Annotated in this window: 14 protein-coding genes; 6 read left to right on the forward strand and 8 right to left on the reverse strand. The window is 42.0% G+C overall.

From position 1 onward, the window contains the following. Positions 1 to 174 precede the first annotated feature (174 nt). Positions 175 to 678, reverse strand: a complete 504-nt coding sequence (locus LZ23_RS18075) for a PilZ domain-containing protein (RefSeq protein ID WP_045216461.1) — start codon at positions 676 to 678, stop codon at positions 175 to 177. Between the two features lie 1,793 nt (positions 679 to 2,471). Here LZ23_RS18075 and LZ23_RS18080 point away from each other — a divergent pair. After that, positions 2,472 to 2,729 carry a hypothetical protein gene (locus tag LZ23_RS18080; protein WP_045216462.1) on the forward strand — a complete coding sequence of 86 codons (258 nt, stop codon included), beginning with the start codon at positions 2,472 to 2,474 and terminating at the stop codon, positions 2,727 to 2,729. A gap of 114 nt (positions 2,730 to 2,843) precedes the next feature. Here the strand turns inward: LZ23_RS18080 and LZ23_RS18085 are convergent, their stop codons facing one another. The 4 genes from LZ23_RS18085 to rfbF (LZ23_RS18100) form a co-directional block, all read right to left on the reverse strand. After that, positions 2,844 to 4,193 (reverse strand): NAD(P)H-dependent oxidoreductase, encoded by a 1,350-nt coding sequence (locus LZ23_RS18085; RefSeq protein ID WP_045216464.1) that lies wholly within the window; start codon positions 4,191 to 4,193, stop codon positions 2,844 to 2,846. A gap of 161 nt (positions 4,194 to 4,354) precedes the next feature. Further along, positions 4,355 to 4,897 (reverse strand): dTDP-4-dehydrorhamnose 3,5-epimerase, encoded by a 543-nt coding sequence (gene rfbC / locus LZ23_RS18090; protein ID WP_045216466.1) that lies wholly within the window; start codon positions 4,895 to 4,897, stop codon positions 4,355 to 4,357. After that, positions 4,872 to 6,083 (reverse strand): CDP-glucose 4,6-dehydratase, encoded by a 1,212-nt coding sequence (gene rfbG / locus LZ23_RS18095; protein WP_198146044.1) that lies wholly within the window; start codon positions 6,081 to 6,083, stop codon positions 4,872 to 4,874. Before rfbG ends, rfbC begins: the two co-directional genes overlap by 26 nt. Next, on the reverse strand, positions 6,080 to 6,856 hold the full coding sequence (rfbF, locus tag LZ23_RS18100) for a glucose-1-phosphate cytidylyltransferase (protein WP_045216467.1): 777 nt from the start codon (positions 6,854 to 6,856) through the stop codon (positions 6,080 to 6,082). Before rfbF (LZ23_RS18100) ends, rfbG begins: the two co-directional genes overlap by 4 nt. A gap of 875 nt (positions 6,857 to 7,731) precedes the next feature. Between rfbF (LZ23_RS18100) and xrtD the strand changes: the two genes are divergently transcribed. The 4 genes from xrtD to LZ23_RS18120 all read left to right on the forward strand — a co-directional run bounded on the left by xrtD (position 7,732) and on the right by LZ23_RS18120 (position 14,025). Beyond that, complete coding sequence (gene xrtD, locus LZ23_RS18105; RefSeq protein WP_045216468.1) at positions 7,732 to 9,354, forward strand: VPLPA-CTERM-specific exosortase XrtD; 1,623 nt, start codon at positions 7,732 to 7,734, stop codon at positions 9,352 to 9,354. 205 nt (positions 9,355 to 9,559) lie between these two features. Further along, the gene (locus LZ23_RS18110; protein ID WP_045216469.1) at positions 9,560 to 10,972 is read left to right on the forward strand and encodes a sugar transferase; all 1,413 of its coding nucleotides are present in this window, start codon (positions 9,560 to 9,562) and stop codon (positions 10,970 to 10,972) included. Between the two features lie 34 nt (positions 10,973 to 11,006). Further along, positions 11,007 to 13,082 carry a tetratricopeptide repeat protein gene (locus tag LZ23_RS18115; protein WP_045216470.1) on the forward strand — a complete coding sequence of 692 codons (2,076 nt, stop codon included), beginning with the start codon at positions 11,007 to 11,009 and terminating at the stop codon, positions 13,080 to 13,082. Between the two features lie 406 nt (positions 13,083 to 13,488). Continuing rightward, the gene (locus LZ23_RS18120) at positions 13,489 to 14,025 is read left to right on the forward strand and encodes a VPLPA-CTERM sorting domain-containing protein (RefSeq protein WP_045216471.1); all 537 of its coding nucleotides are present in this window, start codon (positions 13,489 to 13,491) and stop codon (positions 14,023 to 14,025) included. A gap of 80 nt (positions 14,026 to 14,105) precedes the next feature. Here LZ23_RS18120 and LZ23_RS18125 read toward each other — a convergent pair whose 3' ends face one another. From LZ23_RS18125 to LZ23_RS18135, 3 genes are all read right to left on the reverse strand, one after another. After that, on the reverse strand, positions 14,106 to 15,545 hold the full coding sequence (locus tag LZ23_RS18125) for a diguanylate cyclase domain-containing protein (protein ID WP_045216473.1): 1,440 nt from the start codon (positions 15,543 to 15,545) through the stop codon (positions 14,106 to 14,108). 235 nt (positions 15,546 to 15,780) lie between these two features. Then, complete coding sequence (locus LZ23_RS18130) at positions 15,781 to 17,034, reverse strand: glycosyltransferase family 4 protein (RefSeq protein WP_045216475.1); 1,254 nt, start codon at positions 17,032 to 17,034, stop codon at positions 15,781 to 15,783. Between the two features lie 114 nt (positions 17,035 to 17,148). Continuing rightward, a complete protein-coding gene (locus tag LZ23_RS18135) occupies positions 17,149 to 18,504 on the reverse strand; it encodes a nucleotide sugar dehydrogenase (protein WP_045216477.1) in 1,356 nt (451 codons plus the stop codon). 989 nt (positions 18,505 to 19,493) lie between these two features. Between LZ23_RS18135 and rfbF (LZ23_RS18145) the strand changes: the two genes are divergently transcribed. Then, complete coding sequence (rfbF, locus tag LZ23_RS18145) at positions 19,494 to 20,270, forward strand: glucose-1-phosphate cytidylyltransferase (protein WP_045216480.1); 777 nt, start codon at positions 19,494 to 19,496, stop codon at positions 20,268 to 20,270. Positions 20,271 to 20,345: the final 75 nt, after the last annotated feature.

Consider the following 20,345-nt stretch of genomic DNA (forward strand, 5'->3'; position numbering starts at 1 on the left):
TCCTGTCTCCTGTCTCCTGTCTCCTGTCTCCTGACTCCTGTTTCCTGACTCCTGTGCCCTCTGTCTCCTCCCCCCTGACCTATATGTCAATAATCATTGGTGTTTTATGAAAAGTTACTGGGGACGATCCTTGAACCAGGAAAATCCCCATGTAGGTTAAATGCTGGCAACTCATTATTGCATAAAGTACTGGTTAAGCTGATCATTGCTGAACTCATCACATTGGGTAAAAGCTCCACCCACCTTTATGGTGTAATCATTTTTCTCCACATGCTTAAGATTACACTTGAACCTTGATAAAACTTCTGTATCAGTAAGATACAAAATAACCTCGAAATCTGAATTGCTTCGTATAAATTCGATTTTCCCATCCCTGTCAATAGGAAAGGCCAGTCGTGTTCCGCCAATGGAAATATCCAGCACAGTTGTTGAATAATACCTGCCCACGTTGGCTTCTTGTGATTTTTCGTAGACCATGGCTGGTATAACCACATTTTTTCTTTTAAATTTTCTTTTTTCGTCAGTTATGGGACTGTTCACTTCATTATCCTCAATATATGTTCTAAGTATCTGATCCAGCAATGTACTTAACCGTAATTCGCTTCTCTTAGCCACAGATTCTAATCGATCCAGTATTTTTTCATCAATATAAACTTCTTTTTTAAGGCTATTGGACATTTTAGTTGCTCCTGTTAAAATAATTATTATAAATTGAAGATTATTCAGAGTGTATCAATTAAAACACATATAAGCTCCTCACCCGGGGGGGACCGGGACCGAACTAGCGAGTAACTTGAAATAGCCTTAGCGCGTTTGAGATTGCCGCGCTCGAAGACTCGCTCGCAATGACACCTGAGCTGTCAGGGATGTGGTTGCTCAAAACCTGTCACCCACAAGTGAGCCTAAGCGACCGAAGCAATCTGTAAGGTAAAACCATAATGCTCTGAATTTATTACCAATTTGGCTTTAGATACTTAGAAGTAACTACAGTTTTATGTCAATTATTTAAGAAGGTTGATGTTACAAAGCTCTGTCATATTTGGAGCACAGCACGGTGTACTCCTCTCCTTAGTTAAGGAGGGGTTGGGGGTGGTTTGATCTAAATGTTTACTTCCTTATTGCTCTTATTCCCTGGCTGGAGCCTGGGAACGAAGGGTATAAGTTACTCACAGGTTCGGTCACGGTCCGCCTGGGTGAGGAGCTTAAAAATAATATCACTTTTTAATTGTGCAGACTTTTGCATGTAGCACAGACAGTGAATCAGTCCTTGTGACAACCAATTATACCCAATAGTTTACGTATAATGTGTATCGTTTACTGTATTTAACGAAAGCTCATTGTTTATCTATGTACAAAGATTATGCCACCATTTTGATGCTAATGCCTGTGTGTGGTAAGCAGTGAAAAGATCAAGCATTATTGAACAATAGTTGTCCACTGGAGCATTACACGTTTCTGAAAAATCAATTGGAAACAGCCTTGAAATCAGGGACAGTCCCTGTCTCAAGCCGCAATAATCAGGTTTAAACCCCAAAATTTCTGTGACATACAACTCATTTTTATTGTTTAGAAACACGCAATGATCACCGTCAGTCAATTTCCGTGATACAACATGCAAATGGTTTACGATTACTGTATTTTCAGAATAATCAGAATTTTCAGGATTTCCGAAATTTTCAGAGCATGCTATAGATGGAGGGCTTTTTTTAAAATGAAACTAATGAACTGTCACAATTTTAGTTTATTAACATATTTTAACAATACTGGCTTCCAATTTTAATATTTATCTCCATAGACCTTGTTCCTTAGATTCCAACCCTGGAACAAAGGACAGGATTCACTTTCCTGTTTAGTATTACGAGCCATACTGCTGGGGAACATATATGTAACTTAGGCGGGCTTTGCCCGCAACCCAATATAAAAAAGGATCGTTAAGTTGGGGCGATAGACATAATTTTCAGACTGAAGGCAGAAGGCTGAAGAATAGGGATCTTGAATGTTATTGCTCTCGTCAGGGTTAAAAATTTTTTTTGATTTTTTCTACAGGATTGAGGCAGTAAATAACTAATATGTGCTTGATTATGCGTCTCGTGTTCAAGCCTGCTACCGTTACCTTTTCAGAAGCATACAATGTCACACCATGCAAAATATCATTCTACTTATGGCTCAGGGCTTGCAGTATTAATCACAGGTATCAGCTGGAAACAGACATTTTAGAGCTTAATTAACCCTAAAGCGAAACTTATAATCGATTATATTTGTTCAAAAAAACAGATAGTTACAAGCTGTTTGATATAGCAATTTTTGGGTTAAAAGCTGTATATTATGGTTTGGCACAGGGACTGTCCTGCTACAGGACTGCCCCCAGTAGACTGCTCAGGACCCCATAATGGTTCCAGCCTGCCCTGTAGAAACTTACAAACAGCCAATCAATTACTTTTTTAACAAACTTTATTGAACAGGATATACCTATGGATAAGCGCTATCTTTTGATGAAATGCCGTGCTAATCAAAACCCTTTGCCAATTGATTGCTTTACGGCAAACAGTATGACTGAAGCACAGGAAGCGTTGAAATGGCTTCGAGAACATCATCCGGACCGGCATGAATTACAACTCGAACCAGGGGAATTTTTTGAAATTTTAGTGGAGGAACATTGCCCCAGCAACCAATGGCAGGAAATCATGGCGGAGTTGGAACATGCCCGCAAGAAAAGGAAATCATCATAATCATATGCGAGTTCAAGGCATGCTCATAAATTGATATGAGCATCAAGTACCCGTCAGGCGGGACCACCTGACGGGTTAACTGCTGAGAAAGGATATATTATAAATGCCAGTACTTTATACCTGAGCCTGATTTGATGCAAAACCATGGTCTGGAATCTTTTTACCAGGCATGGCTCTATCGGACGCCAGTCCAAAATGCACAATCTGCTCCTGCCTGAGCCTGTCTCCAAGTCTTCCTTCAGGGACATGAACATCATGATAAGTTATGGCTTGATCTTTTTTTATGTCTCTCTTGAGCCAGCAACCTCTGGAAAGCCCCATGGGCAAGAGGTTTTCCCCCATGGCTACAGGCATATTTTCCAGGACTCCGTAAGTGTCAAACCCCCCAATTCCATCCAGAATATCACCAGCCTTGAGCTCTCTCTTGGCAATAGTTATAACCTCACAGACAGGACCTGCCAGCGGGGTAATACTGGCATCATTGAAAAGTACAGCCCTGGCTGCTGTCAACGGTGCCTCAATTGATGGCAGGTGATAAGGAATATAAAAGACATAAACAGGCCCTGTTCCCATCTTATAATAATCCATATATTGCCTCATCACAGGACTGTCGTTATATCCCAGCACAAAAACTCCCGGGGGATCAGCACCCAGGATGTAGTCAACCAGACCATGCTCCAGCATTTCATCTAAAGGAAACAGGTGTGCTGCCTGAGATACATGAAAACATTTGGGGCCGTGCATGCCTCTTTTGGCACATTTAAACCCAGTAGCATTGGCTACTACTGCCATTTCAAATGATATCTTTGTGCCATCAGCAAAGGATGTGACCATTCTTGGTTTCTGCCTGAATTTTTCAGCATAGGACTTTTGAGTGTCAGGATTTCGATATGGATCATGCAATCCCTTGATATTACCAGCCAGAACTGGTCTGCAACCAATGGTCTTCACATAACGCAAAAGATTCATAATCACCCCGGGCTGATCTCCGTCGCAATTACTGATGATCACATCTGCCCTGTCAGCATAGACTTTGAGAATAGGACCTACCGTGGCATCGAGTTCAGCATTCATGAGTATGACATGTTTTCCATGATCCATGGCTTTCAAACAAATATCAGCGGCAAAATCAATCTCACCGGTAGCTTCCATTATTACGTCTATACCCTGAGCCATGCAAATTATTTCCGGATTGTCTGTAATACAGAAGTAGTTTGAAGCCAGGGCACTTTCTAACTGTTCCAGGTTATCCACAACTACCGGATCTTTAATTCCAGCCAGCTCATAAGCATATGCTGCTGATGAAATATGCCTGTTAAAAACTGCGACAGCACGCATACCCCTGATGGACCTCTCTATTTGGAAAACCAGTCCTCTGCCCATATACCCTGCGCCAATTATACCTACCTTGACAGGGTTATTTTCTTTAAGACGATTATTTAAGGCTGTGTCCAGAATTATCATAATTACACCACGCTATTGTTAATTGTAATTGTTTTGACTTTTACATGCGTTACAAGGGCTGGCTCTCCCGGGATCCACATGCCTCATAAAAGACACGTTTAAAACATCGGTTATTGCTCAAGTGGATCCCGGAGTGCCTGTTCACTGCCTTCTTAAAATGGCTAAACTATTTCGTTGATTTTATAATCAGGATATGAACTGTCCTTCTTGCTGATCAATGATACAGGCTCGGGCCAGCTGATTTTAAAGAGCGGGTCATCCCAACGGACACCTGCTTCATGGTCAGGACTGTAAAATTCTGAAACTTGATAAAATACTTCAGAGTTATCCTTAAGGGTCAGATAGCCATGAGCAAAGCCTTTGGGAGCATAAATCATCTTACGGTTGTCATGGCTGAGAGTTGTTCCGAACCACTTGAGGTATGTTGCTGAGTCAGACCGAAGGTCAACAAGCACATCAAAAACTGCCCCGCTGGTACAGCGAATTATCTTGACCTCGCCATATGGAGATTTCTGAAAATGCAACCCTCTAAGAGTTCCTCTCTTAAGATTAAACGAAATATTGCATTGAACAACATCCGGGATAAGCCCGATCTTCTCCAATTCCCTGCGACAAAATACCCGGGCAAAAAAACCCCGTTCATCATTTATTCTTTCGGGAGTAATTATAAATGCGCCATTAAGGCTGGTTGTGATGATTTTCATAGATTTTTGTCTCTGGCATAGCAATGTTAAAAGATGTTGAACTGGATTGAAGGAATTGATGTTTGCTTGAGGACACGGGCTTCTCCTTTTTCTGGTGTTTAGTGAGATCAATGATCACTTTAAGTTCCTCATATTGATCAATCTGTTTCAGACACATGGCATTCATGTCCGCGCCTCTTTGAAAGGCCCTGTACCAGGCTGCTGTCCAGGCCAGTGCAGACATAATCTTGAGTCTTGGGTGCCACTCCAGTTTCAGCCTGGCTTTGGAAGAATCCAGAAAAAGCAGCTCTGCTTCATGAGGCGAACAGGTTTTGTCGTGCCTCCAGTTTGCTCCACCACCCCAAAATCTGCACAGTTTGTCCACCACCCAGGCAACAGGCCTTGAATCTTCAAGATCAGGACCGAAGTTCCAGGCACCTGAATATGCCGGCCCATGTGTCCAGAGTTTCTCTGCCAGGATAAGGTAGCCTGTCAAAGGATCCAGAACATGTTGCCAGGGACGCACAGCTTCTGGATTTCTGATGTACAGCTTTTTTCCGGAAATAAAGGCATTCATGGCATCCACTATCAGTCTGTCCTTGGACCAGTCACCGCCGCCGATTACATTTCCAGCCCTGGCACTGGCCAGAGCCACCTGGTGTTCCGAGTATTCATTTTCCGGAAAAAATGATTGTCTGTAGGCTGCAACCACCAGTTCAGCGCAACCCTTGCTGCTGGAATAAGGATCATATCCGCCCATGGGATCATTTTCTCTGAACGGTCTTCCTGACTCCCTGTTTTCATAACACTTGTCGCTGGTAACGACTAATACAGACCTTGCGCAAGGATGAACTCTCAATGCTTCGAGAAGATTAACCGTGCCCATGACATTGATTTCATAAGTCTGGGCTGGCTGGTGGTATGATGGTCTGACCAGGGACTGGGCAGCCATGTGAATTACAATATCGGGTTTATATTTTAAAATGGTCCTGGCAAGCAGAGTTTTATCACGGACATCACCCATGATCATCTCTGTGTTATTACCTGCACCGGAAACCTGGAACAGGCTGGGTTCCGAAGGTGGTGCAAGTGAATAGCCCACAACCCTGCAGCCCAGAATCTTAAGCCATATAGTCAACCAACTCCCCTTAAAACCAGTATTTCCAGTAATCAAAACTGTTTTATCTTTCCAGAATCCATAATTCATGGCCACACCTTCCAGGGAGGCTTTCCTGATGACCAGAGGTTTTCAAGATAATGTTTGTCCCTCAGTGTATCCATGGGCTGCCAGAATCCAGTATGTTTAAATGCTGCCAGCTTACTTTCCCTGGCCAGGTGCTCCATAGGCTCATTTTCCCAATCCATTTCATCGCCTGCAATATAATTCATGGCTTCAGGCTCCAAAACAAAAAAACCGCCATTGACCCAGGCACCATCGCCATTGGGTTTTTCCTTGAACCCTTTGATTATGCACTGTTTTTTGGCCAGTCTAAATGCCCCGAATCTGCCTGGAGGCTGCACAGCAGTCAAAGTAACCAGAACCTGCTGTTTTTGATGAAAATTAAGAAGATCGGCAATATCCACATCGCTTAGACCATCACCATAGGTCATGAAAAAAGTCTCATCTTCTATGTATTCGCGTACTCTCAGCATGCGTCCCCCCTTCATAGTCTTAAGACCTGTATCCACCAGTGTGACTTTCCATGGCTCTACATCGTTACGATGAATATTCATCCTGTTGTTCTTAAGGTCACAGGTTAAGTCGGAGCGTTTGAGGACATAATCTACAAAAAATTGCTTTATGGCCTCGCCCTTGTATCCACAGCAGATTATGAATTCATTAACTCCATGTGCTGAGTATATTTTCATAATATGCCATAATATGGGCATGCCACCTATCTCCACCATGGGTTTAGGCCTGATTGTTGTCTCTTCAGAAAGCCTGGTGCCCAGGCCTCCAGCGAGAATTACAGCTTTCATAAATTGAGCTCCTTTGTTTAAGAGTGACATGGGAGCATTACGCTTTTTGACAATCCGTTTGGGTCCAGGACTGAAGCCTTGCACAACCCCACGTAATAAAAAGTGAATTTTTTAAATACTTTTCTCAGCTGACACTGCTAAGGTACATCCTGTTTTAGCAGTCAAAAAACATAATACTTCCCTTTCCTGACGATGAAGTCCTATCATCAGTTATATGAAAGATTGGTGCCACAAAGTCAGTCATTCTTTATCAGGATCACTGAGCTTACAAGTAACTTGACCGTATAATCAATAAATTCAGAATATTATGGTCTTACCATACAGATCGCTTTGGTTGCTCAGGCTCCATCGTGGGCGAGGGGGTTTTGAGCAACTACATCCCTGACAGCTCAGGTGTCATTGCGAGCGAGTCTTCGAGCGCGGCAATCCCTAACGCGCTAAGGCTATTTCAAGTTACTCACAGGTTCGGTCCCGGCCCCCTGGGAAGGAGGTTACAACTGGCAGCTGGTTTGCTGACACAGTCTGCCTTGAATTTCTTATCACAGTTCAGCCCATTTCTGAGGAAAGCAGAGGACAGGAACTCCGGACATTACATGAGCAAATCCGATGTTTTATACGTCTAATTTTTGAGTAAAACAGGCTCCCGAAGAGCGGAGCATTATGCATTTTTTGAAAGTCAATCAGGGCCAGCTCTCGTTCCAGGATCTCACTGAAATTATCTGATCAAACCATATATAATAATCCAGTTACTCCGAATTTATCAGTAAAAAATCCATAAATTTTGGATACAGGAGTATTAATTATTTGGAATTTCACTCCAAAGGCTACTGATAAAGGACCATTCAGCAGGGCATTTAATTTGCATTTTTATTGGAATGAAACACAAACATAGTACAATAATAGAATTTTTGTCACACCCTGTGCTGGTATTCAGTTCTCTAATTTTGCTCAGCGCATGGCTGCTGGTTTATTATTCTTACTTTCCTGGCCTTATAAAGCAGTGGAATAATCAGGATAACAGCCATAGTTACCTTGTTCTGCCAGTTTTTGTATATTTAATGTGGCAAGCTAAAAAATATTATATTCAAAAAATAGAAAATTCATGGATTATTTCAATCCTTGTCCTTCTATCATCTATGCTTTTTTTACTCGTTGGCAGACTTGGTTCTTTAGAAACATTGATCTATATCTCCATGTGGATATCTTTATTGGGAATATTTATTTTATTTTTTGGATATCAGAATTTAAGGTTTGCTGCCTTCCCATTTATTTTACTTATCTTTGCTTTGCCATTACCTCAATTTATAAATAATATCATAAGTTTAAAGCTTAAATTATGGTCATCGTATCTGGCAGTGCATCTTCTGCAGGTAATTAACATACCCGTCTACAGAGAAGGAAATATTATTGATTTAGGCATTGCCAGGCTTCAGGTCGTGGATGCCTGCAGTGGCCTGCGTTATCTTTTTCCTACTATTTTTCTGGCTCTTCTGGCAGGCCATTTTTTCTTGAAAACCACCAGCGCCAGACTTGTTTTGCTGATCATAAGTCCATTTATATGCCTTGTTTCAAACTCTCTTAGAATTGCAGTTACCGGTGTACTTGTAAGAATAATAGATCCCGCACTTGCAGAAGGTTTTTTCCACGATTTTTCAGGATGGCTGGTTTACATGTTTATGTTGACCCTGCTGGCTGGTATGCTGGCAGTTCTGAGAAGAATTGAAAGTAAAGCAGAAGTAAAAAATGACTGGCAAGTCCACCACTCAGTGGGCAAAGAGTCATTAGACAGGAAAAAGCGTGAAAGTGTTAATGACGATTCATGGATATCTCTGGTTCCTTACAAAGCAATTTTGACTTCAATATTTCTAATTTCCGGCTTTCTGATTCAATCCCAGCTTATCAATAACCAGATTATTCCTGCAAGGCAGAATTTCAGTACATTCCCGGAAAGCATTGGTGAATGGCATGGCAAAAGATCATATCTTTCCCCTCAAATACTAAATTCCCTCTGGGCTGATGATTATATATCGGGTACTTACATCAATCCAGTCACAGGCAACTCCCTTTACCTGCTTGTCTCATATTATGAGACCCAGACAACTCGAAAAACTGCTCATGCACCTACTTCATGCCTGCTTGGTGGAGGATGGATTCTGCTCAGCAAAACCCTGTCTGAACCAGACCCTGATAATGGTCGGGATTTTAGTGTACGTTCCATGGTCATGAAGCAGATGGACAGCAAAATCCTGTCAAACTTCTGGTTTGAGCAGCGTGGCAGGCATATCACCAGCGAATATCTCAATAAATTCTATCTGTTCTGGGATGCTTTAACACGAAACAGAACAGACGGTGCGCTGGTTCGGGTGGAAATGTACCTCAAGCCTGGACAGACTATTGAAGAGGGCCAGACGATACTAAACAACTTCCTTGGTGAGCTTAAGGAAAAAATAGCTATTTATGTACCTGGTGATAATCATGAAAGCACCGTAATTTTTTGACAACAAGAACATTGTCCTTTCACGTGGAGCATCAGTTCAGGCACAATCAAGGAATTCTGAAGCTTTTCGTCCGTGAGGTTCGAGACCAAACCTTCGAGCAACTAAAGCGGGTTTCCTTTACGAAAATTGGGACTCCAATGTGCCTGTCCCCTGACAACCTTAAAAATGGCTCAAGTAATAAGATTTTTGGTCAACTGGAGGAGATATGTACAGACAACAGGTAGCCCTGATAATTACACTGCTCATGGTTCTGGATGGATTCATGATTGTCATCTCAGGGTACAGCGCCATGTATTTACGCTGGCTTACAAGCGGTGGAACAAGATATATTGATGATTATCTTCTTACAGGGATTGTACTTTTTGTTATGTTTGCCTCCAATGTGGTCATGGGAGGCTTCGGGCTGTATTCAGACAGACGCTATACATCAATACTGCCGGTTATTAAACGTATTTCTGCCTCAGTGATAATTGTTTTTTCCATTGTGGGCGTCGCATTGTACGGCCTTAAAATGTACATTATTCCAAGAGGATTTCTGGGTATTTTTGCTGTGTTTGTACTACTTGGAACAGTACTCAACAGGGCTGTATTTGATATCCTGCTGGACAAATTTCAAAGTAATGGTTTCAGTGCAAGAAGAATCATGCTGGCAGGCGACGGTAAGCGGGCTGTAATGGTTTGTGAGGCCCTCATGACCCAGAAAAGCTGGGGCCATAAGATTATTGGATATTTAAGCTCAGATCACAACAATGGACTGAGTCATGAGATTGCTTGTCTTGGAAAGCTTGAGGATTTCAATAAAGTTCTACAAGAGAACAGCATAGACGAAGTCATATTTGCATTAGAACCTGAATTCAATAATGATATCAAGTCCTACCTTGATTTATGTGAAAAAATGGGAATTCCCTATAGAATTGTGCCAGCCTTGTTCAATCCTTATTCTCCCTTCAGGCTGAGTGTGGAACATATCCAGGATATACCTGCATTAAGTAAAGAAACTACAGGAATAAATGCATCAGGTTTAGTGTATAAAAGATTAATGGATTTTTTGTTTGGCATAATCGGCTTTTTAATATTTTGTCTTATGTACCCCATTATAGCCATAGCCATAAAGATAGATTCCCCAGGCCCGGTACTCTTCAGACAACAGAGAGTGGGACGAAATAACAGAATATTCTGGATTTATAAATTCAGGACCATGTATATTGATGCGGAAGAAAGAAAAAAAGATCTGGAATCAAGAAATGAGATGAATGGATTTATGTTCAAGATGGAAAATGATCCCAGAGTGACCAAAGTAGGCCGATTTCTGCGTAAAAGCTCTTTAGATGAGTTTCCTCAATTCATTAATGTAGTCAAAGGTGAGATGAGCCTGGTAGGTACAAGGCCGCCCACCCTTGACGAGGTAAAGCAGTATGAAGTCTGGCAGAGAAGAAGAATATCCATGAAGCCTGGAATTACAGGATTGTGGCAGGTTTCAGGAAGAAACAAGATCAGTGATTTCAATGAAGTTGTAAAACTTGATCTGCAATATATTGATCAGTGGAAATTCATAGCAGATATCAAGATTTTACTGCTCACGCTTTGGGTGGTGATGAGAAGAAAAGGAGCCGTATAAATTATACATAACTCACAAAAAAGGATAATAAAAAATGAAAAGAATATATTGCTTAACAACCTTAGTCCTTGCAGGAATTATTCTCTTTTTGGGATGCAGCGGACCTGAAGAACGCACGGCCGCCCATTATGATCGGGGCATGGTCTACTATGAAGCCCAGCAGTACAGAGAGGCAGAACTGGAGTTTAGAAACGCAGTCCGGATTGATTCGTCATTCTACATGGGGCATCTTATGCTGGGCAAGACATATTATCAGTTGAAGCAATGGCAAAGGGCTCATAACTCCTTTAGAAAAGCCGGCCAACTCAATCCGGAACTACTTGAGGCCCATATGTACCTGGGACGAATTCTGCACATGGCCGGAGAACTTGATCAGGCTGCAGAGCTTGCATTCAAAATCATGGATGCTGACCCTCAAAATTTTGAGGCCATGGTTATCCTTACCAACGTGTACCTTAAAAAGGAGCAATTTCACCAGGGTCTTAACCTGGCAGGCAAACTTGTAGAACTTTACCCTGAAAAAGCAGAGCCATATATTCTTATGGCCAGGATGTTATCCGGAAAAGGAGATTATGAACAGGCACTCAACATCCTGTCTGAAGGATTAGTTAGACATCCAGATAATACACCAATCAGCCTGGTTAAGGCTGAAACATTTCAAGCCACAGGTCAAAGCGACATGGCAGCCCAGACATATAAGGAGATGTTGTTTAAGGACCCTGACAATGAACACTTGAAGTTAATACTCATAAGGCACTACAGAGATACTGGGCAATTTGAAGCTGCCGAACATGAGCTTTTAAGTATATTGTCCGGCAGCCCCCGAGACAAAAAAGCTTACCTGACACTGGCAGAGTTATATGCAGGGACTGACAGAACAGAGCAGGCAGCTGAGACTCTCAGGCAAGGATTGAGTCTTGCTGGAGAAGATCATGACCTGATCTCTGCACTGGCCAGAGTTTACATGCTTCTTGGACACGAAACAGAAGCTGAAAAAACACTCAAGCAATCAATTGCCTTAGAACCGGAGAGCCTTAGAAGTCTTGAGTCAAGAAAGCTTCTGGCCAATATTTACTTTCTAAGGGCCGACTATGAACAGGCTGAAAAGGAATTGGCAACTGTTCTGATACAGAATCCCCTGGATGCGCAGTCTCTGATGCTCAAGGGCAGGATGCTGGCTGGCCAAAACAAATTTTCAGATGCTGTTCACAATTTCAGGGTGGTGCTGAGGGAAAATCCAGATAACACTGCAGCATACTATTATCTGGCTCTGTGCCACTTTAAACTTGGCGAACCCCTGTTGGCAGTGGCAAACTTGCGCAGTGCTATGTCCATTGATCCTGAATATGTGCCGGCCAGACTGGAACTGGTCAGATATCACGCTTCAAGAATGGATTATGTTCGAGCTCATCAGGAACTTACTCAAATCCTGGAAATCCAGCCTCAAAACTCAGAAGCTTTGCTTATTAAAGGTGAAATTTTTGTCTATCTTGGAGATGCAATTCAAGCTCTTGAATACTTTTCCAGAGCCTCTAAATTCAGACCGGATTGGTCACTGCCATACCTCAAGATAGCAGAAATCCACCAACGAATGCAAAACCCGGACAAGGCCGAAGCTATACTGCAGCATGCACTGAAAAGTGCACACAATATTGATGCTGTCAGGTTTCAGCTGGCAGTATTTTATCAGCAAAATAATCATAAAAACCAGGCACAGCTTCTTTATGAACAGATCCTGGAAAAGTATCCAGATTTCCTGCCTGCGGCCAACAACCTGGCTTTTCTCTATTCCCAAAACGATGAATTTGAAAACCTGGAGAAGGCCTTAGCCCTGGCCCAGCATGCTGCGAAAAACGGCAACCCCCTGGCACTGGATACCTTGGGATGGGTTCATTATCGTTTAGGCCACATGGAACTTGCTTTGAAAACTCTGAATCAAGCCCTTCACGGCGATCCTGACAACAAAGAAATTGTCTACCATCTTGCTTTGGTTCTTGCGGAAACCGGACAAAGACAAAAGGCCAGAAATATCCTTGAAGATTTTCAAAACAGGATGGGAATAGACGCTTTGGACGAAAACTCCATGCAACTATATTTCAGTCTGTTTTAGATTGGCTGACAACCTTTTTTGCTGTCCCCCAATTTTTCACTCTCACTATTCTGCAAGGGACGCATCTCAAAAGTCTGCCCCCCTGTCTAAAACTTGAGCAGCGCGCATTTTTGTCGGTCCCTGCCCGCCCGTTAAAGATGTTCAAAAAAGCCTTGCCTGAGCATATAATAAAACATATCTCGAAATTATCCTCAGACTGTAATCTGCTCTGAAAAAAACTCATTTTATTCTTAAAAAACCTGCAAAACGTCTGATGTTAACAGACAAATTATCCCCATAATACTTCAGTTCATTTTAAAACATAAACTTTAAACATAAATACCTGAAATTAAACAACAATTATTCAATGGCATGCTTTTTTCATTATAATATGCAGCACTATAATCAAATACTTCAGGAGGAAATTATGAAGAATTTTTCAAGCATGCTTGTGAAGGCTGTTTTACTGGCAGGTACTTTTATACTGCTTGCCTGCCCGTCATGGGCGGCCTTGTACAGTGGGGCATGGACACCCACCAGTCAATCAGTAGAGTATTTCAACGTAACCTTTACTGATTTTTCACCTGATCCAAATTTCAGGTTTTTCATTTACAACAAAGACACAGGAGAGGAATTAACGGTTTTTAATCATTCACAATTTTTTAATGCGGCTACCATCCATTATACTGAAAGTGGAGGCAACTATTTTGCCAACCTTGGTGGCAATATTCTCAACCTGGGAACCAGGCCCCACTTCTGGTTGGGTTTTGATCTCGGAGCCGGCAATGTTTACGAGTATTCCTACTCATTGCTGGCTGGCAACGATCAGTATTCACTTAGCCTTTTGGACAAAATTTTTATTTCTTCTGATGCTTCACCCGTTCCTTTGCCAGCTTCATTCTGGCTGCTGGGCTCTGCTCTGGCAGGACTTGTGGGATTCGGTAGAAGGTTCATGAATATCTGACATCCATAATTAGACTCGAACAAAAAAAGGCGGACCGAATTTCAGTCCGCCTTTGCTGTGCAGCAGGCAAAACCTTAAACTTATACAAAAGTGTATGTATTACCACCCTTTTTTTTGGCCATGTACATGGCATTGTCAGCTAAGCTCATAATCTCATCAGGATCTGTCTGCTCATCTTTAGACATGAATATTCCAATGCTGATACCTACCTGAACACAGTGTTTATTTATGGCGATCTTTTCTTTCATACAGTCAATTATATTTTGGGCAAGCATTGTCATATCATCCTTACTTCCGGGATTATTCATCAGCAGACAAAATTCATCGCCCCCGAGACGGGCCAGAGTATCTGACTCTCTGATCTTACTTAGAATCCTCTTGACAACTTCAATGAGCACCAGATCTCCGCATTTGTGTCCGTATTTATCATTTACAGACTTGAATCCATCCAGATCCATGAACAAAACTGCAAACCCTTCAGTATATCTTCTCGACATTTTCACAGCCTGCTCTAAGCGATCATTCCATAAAATTCTGTTGGGCACCCCGGTCAGGCTGTCATGGGTAGCTTTTCTGTACAAATCTGTTTCCATTATTTTTTGATGTGAAATATCAGAAAAAATTATTTCAAAAAGCAACTGATCTCTTTTGGTCTTAACGCTCAACCCTGATATTTCAGCCCAGAACAAGGCTCTGTTGAATGAACTGATTTGCATCTCTGTTCTGATGATCTTGTCTTCACTGACTAATTGTCTGGAAATGCGATTCCAGTCTTGTTCATCTAAAAATATCCTCATATTCTGTCTATTAACTGCTTCTTTCAAATCCTGAGCTGATTCATAACCCAGCATGACAGCCAGGGCTTTGTTTGCTTCCACAAGCACACCATCCGGAGTAAACCTGCCAAGCCCTTTCATTGTTTCCTGAAAAATGGACTCGAACCTCTGCAAGGCCTGCATAAGCTCCTGTTCATGCTCCAACTGCTTTCTAATTTCATTCCTGAGCATTTCATTGGTCCGCGAGAGATTAGAAGTTCTTTTGGCAATATCCATTTCCATCTGCAAAGTATAATCGCTCTGATATATCTTATTGTCTATTAAACTACTGATGTTCATAAACGCACAAATTGTTCCCATATGCTTTTTGCCTTTTGTGATGTGTCTGATAAAGCCCGATACATGCACAATTCGACCTGTTTTTGTTTTAACTGGAACAGCTTCAATATATTGATCGTCAGGATCTTTTTTAAATGAGGCAAATATCTGTCCCAGGGGATGCAGTTCATAAAGTGGAGATACACTCTGATATTCTCTTATATTTCTGGAAAATCCGAAAATATCATAAAAGGCCTGGTTAATAAATACAGTTTTCTCACGATCATCCAAAAGAAGTACACCTATTCCCATTTTGTCCAGGATAAACTGGGTGGATTTAAGAATAGCCGGTTTATGGCTTACTGTTAATTCAGGCGGTATTCTCTTCTTTGTGCTTTTTGACTTTAAGCCCGCTGATGTTTTCATAAAGAATATCCTTTTCATTGGGAGCATTACGCGTTTCTAAAAAATGTAAATTTTTATTGTATATTCTGCTGATTTGGGGATAAAACCAGATTGTGGAGGATTGGCACGGCTTCCTGCCCGGAGGCTTACAGCCCGGAGGGGGACTGTCCCTGGCTCCGGGATGTCCCCAATTGACTTTTCAGAAACGAGTAATGCTGCCATTATTGATGATCATTTTACTCAGTTAATCCATGGTTCAGCCCTGATCAACCAGTGTATGATGTTTATATATACTATCAGACTTTTCTACCTGCAGGACAAGCTTATACACTTCGAGATACTTTACAGATTCAATTCCCCAATGCAATTCTTCACGCACCCTGTTTATTCCGAAATTACCCATACGTTTTCTAAGTTCAGGATTACTTAGAAGAGACGTGATTTTTGCAGCAAAATCAACAATATCATTAGGCCTGGCATAAAGGGATGCATCTAAAGCAGTGCGTCTGCCTTCTGTAAGGTCGTATTGCACAATGGGTTTACCTAAAGCCATGTACTCCATTATCTTATTCATGGTAGATTTATCATTCATTTCATTGGCTATATCAGGATTAACGCATACATCCGCAGTGCACAGGACCTCTGCAAGCACATGATCGGGAACTCTCCCGGTAAAAGTCACATAATCATTAAACCCCATATCGGCGCAAAGCATTTTCAACTTCTCCAGTTCAGTACCTCCGCCAACAAGGACAAACTGAATGTCTGTGCGCTTTTTTTGTTGAATCACAATTCCCACTGCTTCCAGGAGGTGGTCCAAACCCTCCTGGCAACCCATGACACCTACATATCCCACCATATACTCCCGGCCATTTTTCCATGCCGGATTGGGAGGTACTGGTTTAAACCTTTCCAGACTTGGACCACTTCTAACCACAAACACCCTGTCTCCATCCATACCGCCTCGTTCTATGGCTATTTTTTTGTAAGATTCATTAGTGGCAATGGAATAATCTGCTGCGGAAAAGGTCATTTTCTCCAAAAGAATCATCAACCTGTAAAGCAGATCTTTACGTCCAAATTTGGCCAGATAAAGTTCAGGGTTGATGTCATGATGGTCAAATATAAACTTTTTCCCCAGCAAATATTTATAAATGATGGCTATGAGAAAAATCAAATCAGGAGGGTTGCAGGCCTGAATTACTTCAAAGCCATGTTTCTTCCAGATTCTGGCCGCAAGTATAAATTCCCAGAACAAGGCAGATGAATATTCCAACAGATACCCAGTAATACCTTTTCCTTCCAAAACAATGGGATGACGGTAAATATGAATCCCGCTCAGTTCTTCATAACTTTTCTCATATCCCCTGCCCTTGGGGCAGATAGCACAAACCTGATATCCGGCCTGCCTGAGGCTCAAACATTCCTGCCATACCCTGCGGTCAAAGGGCAGAGGCAGATTTTCTACAATAATGAGAACTGATTTTTTTTTATGATTTTTGGTACTCATATCCGTTCACCTTCTGATCTAATGCTGGCTGTGCCCACAACCCTATTTAAACAGGGATCGTTAAGTTGAGGCAATAAACGTACTATTTGTTTGTTTGGAATTTTTGCTAAGCGTCTAAAGGCTTTGAAGCTGGACATCCTGGGCATGGCTTAGCATTGGCACGTGGTGCTTTACGTTCCCCCAGTCAGGACTGCCTGCCACAGCAGCCCCGCTCAGGTCTATGAGCACCTGGTCAATAGACAGCATCTCAGGAACCTGGCTGAAGTCAGGGTCATTGTTGCCCAGGACCACTACTTGCGCATGATCCAGCACTCCGCTTATAGTAGTCACCATCAATCTTGAAATATGCGGAATTTTGTTGAGTATATAGTCCCTGTTTGCACCCATCAGGCTGGCAATGTTTACGTTTTTATCATACAGTTTAATAGAGAAACCCTTTCCAATCAGCCTTTCAATAATTTCCACCACAGGGCTTTCCCGCAAATCGTCCGTTCCAGTCTTAAAGCTGAATCCCAGGATACCGACCCTCTTTTGGCCCAGGGCAAGTATGTCATTAAGTTTCCTGTCCACAAGAGCTTTATTGCTGGCAATAATATTGCTGATCACTGGAAGATCAAGATCCAGCGATCTGGCTTTGTAACAAAGAGCCCTCACATCCTTGGGAAGACATGAACCTCCAAATGCGAAGCCCGGCTTCAGGTACGCAGAAGATATGTTCAGCTTGGTATCCATACAGAATTTTTCCATGACTTCATGCGGGTCCAGATTCAGGCTCTGACAAATCGAACCGACTTCATTGGCAAAAACTATTTTAAGTGCATGCCAGACATTGTCTGTATACTTGATCATTTCAGCTGTTTCCAGATCAACACGCACCATGGGTGCTGCAATGTTTTCATAAAGAAGCATAAGCTGTTCACCTGATGTAGAATCCATTTCTCCTATCACTGTTTTGGGAGGGTTGAAATAATCATGAACAGCACTTCCTTCGCGCAGAAACTCAGGGTTCACGCATACTGCAAAATCTGTCTCTGCCTTTTTGCCTGAAAATTCTTCCAGAACAGGAATAACCACTTTTCTCATGGAACCTGGAAGCATTGTGCTGCGAACTGTAACTACATGGTATTCCTCCTTATTCTTCAAAGCCATGCCTATTTGTCTGCACACGGATTCTATATAACTCAAATCCAGGCTACCGTTAGCCATACTGGGAGTTCCTACACAGATTAAGGACAAATCAGTCTGTTGCACTGCAAGCTCCGCATCCTGAGTAGCGACTATCAGGCGATTGTTTACCCCATCGCTTATTAGTCGTCCAATATCCTTTTCAATAACCGGAGTCTGTCCATTATTAATCATATCAACCTTGACTTTGACAGGATCAACTCCCATTACCTCATGTCCTTCTCTGGCAAGACAACCCGCAGACACTGTTCCTACATAACCTAAGCCAAAAATACTGACTTTCATACTATATCTCCTGTTGTTTGAATTAGTAACTTACTCCTGAAACCCAGTCACAAATAAAAGAAAACTTGAATCGCAAAGGAGCGAAGGACTCAAAGTTCAAGACAATAAAGAAGATATTTTTGAATACCGGGCATCGGTTTTCAAAAAGGCTGCCTTTTCATTTGCCGCCTGCCTTGTTAAACAGACGTAGTCTCCGTCGCAGGCGGGTTTAACTGGGTTCCCAAACAATGAAAAAAAACTCTTTCTTCCTTTGTGCCCTTTGCTTGCCCTGTTAAACAACGCTGAAATTGCTCCTGTGCAGCAGGGTTTGTCTAAGCGTTTTGAGCTTGCCCGGCCTGCCCCGTAAAACCGGGGTCCCCCCTGGGGTGTTTTACTGGGGTTGAATAGAGCTTCGGTCTACGGCAAAGCCGTATTCAACTGGCTAAATCTTGGAACGGGCGGTTAAAATATCTTTTCTGGGTTGTGTGCACAGCCCGCATTAGCTGCCACTTGCAAATAGTATGCAACGTAAGCTTTTTTTTAACCTTTCAGGAAAAATCATCTGCTGTATTTTAATAGCCTGCTTAATGCAGGCTCCACTTCGATCCAGAAAATCCCCCTGAAATGACTGCTATTTTCTGCAAAATCTGTAAATAATTTTACCCTTAATAACTTGTCGAATAATTAACTGGCACAGTTCGCCAGGAAATTACTCATTCTGAGCTCCAGTTTTTATGGAATATTGACTGAAAAAAGCGGACTTCTAACAGCTCAAGGCTATTCTGAAAGCTATACAAGTTTACCTGGCTGCCTTGTTCTAAAGTACTACAGCCGGTCATATCCACGACTGTTCCATGAAGTTTATCTCTTGCATGCCGCATTTACTGGTAGTGCTGTTTGAAATCTGTAAGGCACAATATAAACATGGCATTAAAATTTCATAAGAACTTTTGGACAATGGTTCCAATTTGATAATCTTTCTATTTTTTTAATACCTTAAGGAGTTTTTTATGAAAGCAGTCATTTTAGCCGGTGGACTGGGAACCAGGATTTCAGAAGAAACAGCCGTCAAACCCAAACCTATGATGGAGATAGGAGGCATGCCCATCCTATGGCATATCATGAAAATATATTCTGCTCATGGAGTAAATGAATTCATTATTTGCTGCGGGTATAAGGGTGGAGCACTTAAAAATTTTTTTGAAGAATATTTTATAATGCGCTCTGATGTAACCTTTAATCTCAAAAAAAACAGGATGCGCATTCATAGAAACAATATTGAGCCGTGGGTAGTCACCCTTGTGGATACAGGACTAAACACTATGAAGGGAGGAAGAATGCTCAGGATCAAAGATCATCTTGAAGGTGAAACTTTTTTTATGACTTATGGCGATGGTTTAAGCAATGTTAATATCACAGCACTTCTGAAATTTCACAAAGAACAAGATGTTCTTGCCACCCTCACTGCAGTCCAGCCCCCTGGACGTTTTGGCGCATTCAGGCTTGGTGATAAGCAGAATATTATTACTGAATTTAAAGAAAAACCAAATGGAGACGCAGCATGGGTTAATGGAGGTTTTTTTGTACTTGAACCGCAATGCCTGGATTACATTAGCGGAGATGAAACAGACTGGGAAAATGAACCTATGGAAAACCTGGCAAAAGACTCAAACTTAGCCGCATTCAGACATGAAGGCTTCTGGCAGCCCATGGATACTCTTAGAGACAAATACTACCTTGAAAATCTTTGGTCCAAAGGCAATGCTCCCTGGAAGGTATGGTCATGAATCCTGATGATGTCAGTTCGGATGTTTTCTTCTGAACCTAACAGAATATTCTGCAAACTAAAAAGGTAATTAATA

The sequence above is a fragment of the Desulfonatronovibrio magnus genome, assembly GCF_000934755.1.
Lineage (GTDB): Bacteria > Desulfobacterota > Desulfovibrionia > Desulfovibrionales > Desulfonatronovibrionaceae > Desulfonatronovibrio > Desulfonatronovibrio magnus.

Coding starts and splice junctions, on each gene's coding strand:
- LZ23_RS18075 (WP_045216461.1), bottom strand. CDS start 678: ATGTCCAATAGCCTTAAAAAAGAAGTTTATATTGATGAAAAAATACTG.
- LZ23_RS18080 (WP_045216462.1), top strand. CDS start 2,472: ATGGATAAGCGCTATCTTTTGATGAAATGCCGTGCTAATCAAAACCCT.
- LZ23_RS18085 (WP_045216464.1), bottom strand. CDS start 4,193: ATGATAATTCTGGACACAGCCTTAAATAATCGTCTTAAAGAAAATAAC.
- rfbC (WP_045216466.1), bottom strand. CDS start 4,897: ATGAAAATCATCACAACCAGCCTTAATGGCGCATTTATAATTACTCCC.
- rfbG (WP_198146044.1), bottom strand. CDS start 6,083: ATGAATTATGGATTCTGGAAAGATAAAACAGTTTTGATTACTGGAAAT.
- rfbF (WP_045216467.1), bottom strand. CDS start 6,856: ATGAAAGCTGTAATTCTCGCTGGAGGCCTGGGCACCAGGCTTTCTGAA.
- xrtD (WP_045216468.1), top strand. CDS start 7,732: ATGAAACACAAACATAGTACAATAATAGAATTTTTGTCACACCCTGTG.
- LZ23_RS18110 (WP_045216469.1), top strand. CDS start 9,560: ATGTACAGACAACAGGTAGCCCTGATAATTACACTGCTCATGGTTCTG.
- LZ23_RS18115 (WP_045216470.1), top strand. CDS start 11,007: ATGAAAAGAATATATTGCTTAACAACCTTAGTCCTTGCAGGAATTATT.
- LZ23_RS18120 (WP_045216471.1), top strand. CDS start 13,489: ATGAAGAATTTTTCAAGCATGCTTGTGAAGGCTGTTTTACTGGCAGGT.
- LZ23_RS18125 (WP_045216473.1), bottom strand. CDS start 15,545: ATGAAAACATCAGCGGGCTTAAAGTCAAAAAGCACAAAGAAGAGAATA.
- LZ23_RS18130 (WP_045216475.1), bottom strand. CDS start 17,034: ATGAGTACCAAAAATCATAAAAAAAAATCAGTTCTCATTATTGTAGAA.
- LZ23_RS18135 (WP_045216477.1), bottom strand. CDS start 18,504: ATGAAAGTCAGTATTTTTGGCTTAGGTTATGTAGGAACAGTGTCTGCG.
- rfbF (WP_045216480.1), top strand. CDS start 19,494: ATGAAAGCAGTCATTTTAGCCGGTGGACTGGGAACCAGGATTTCAGAA.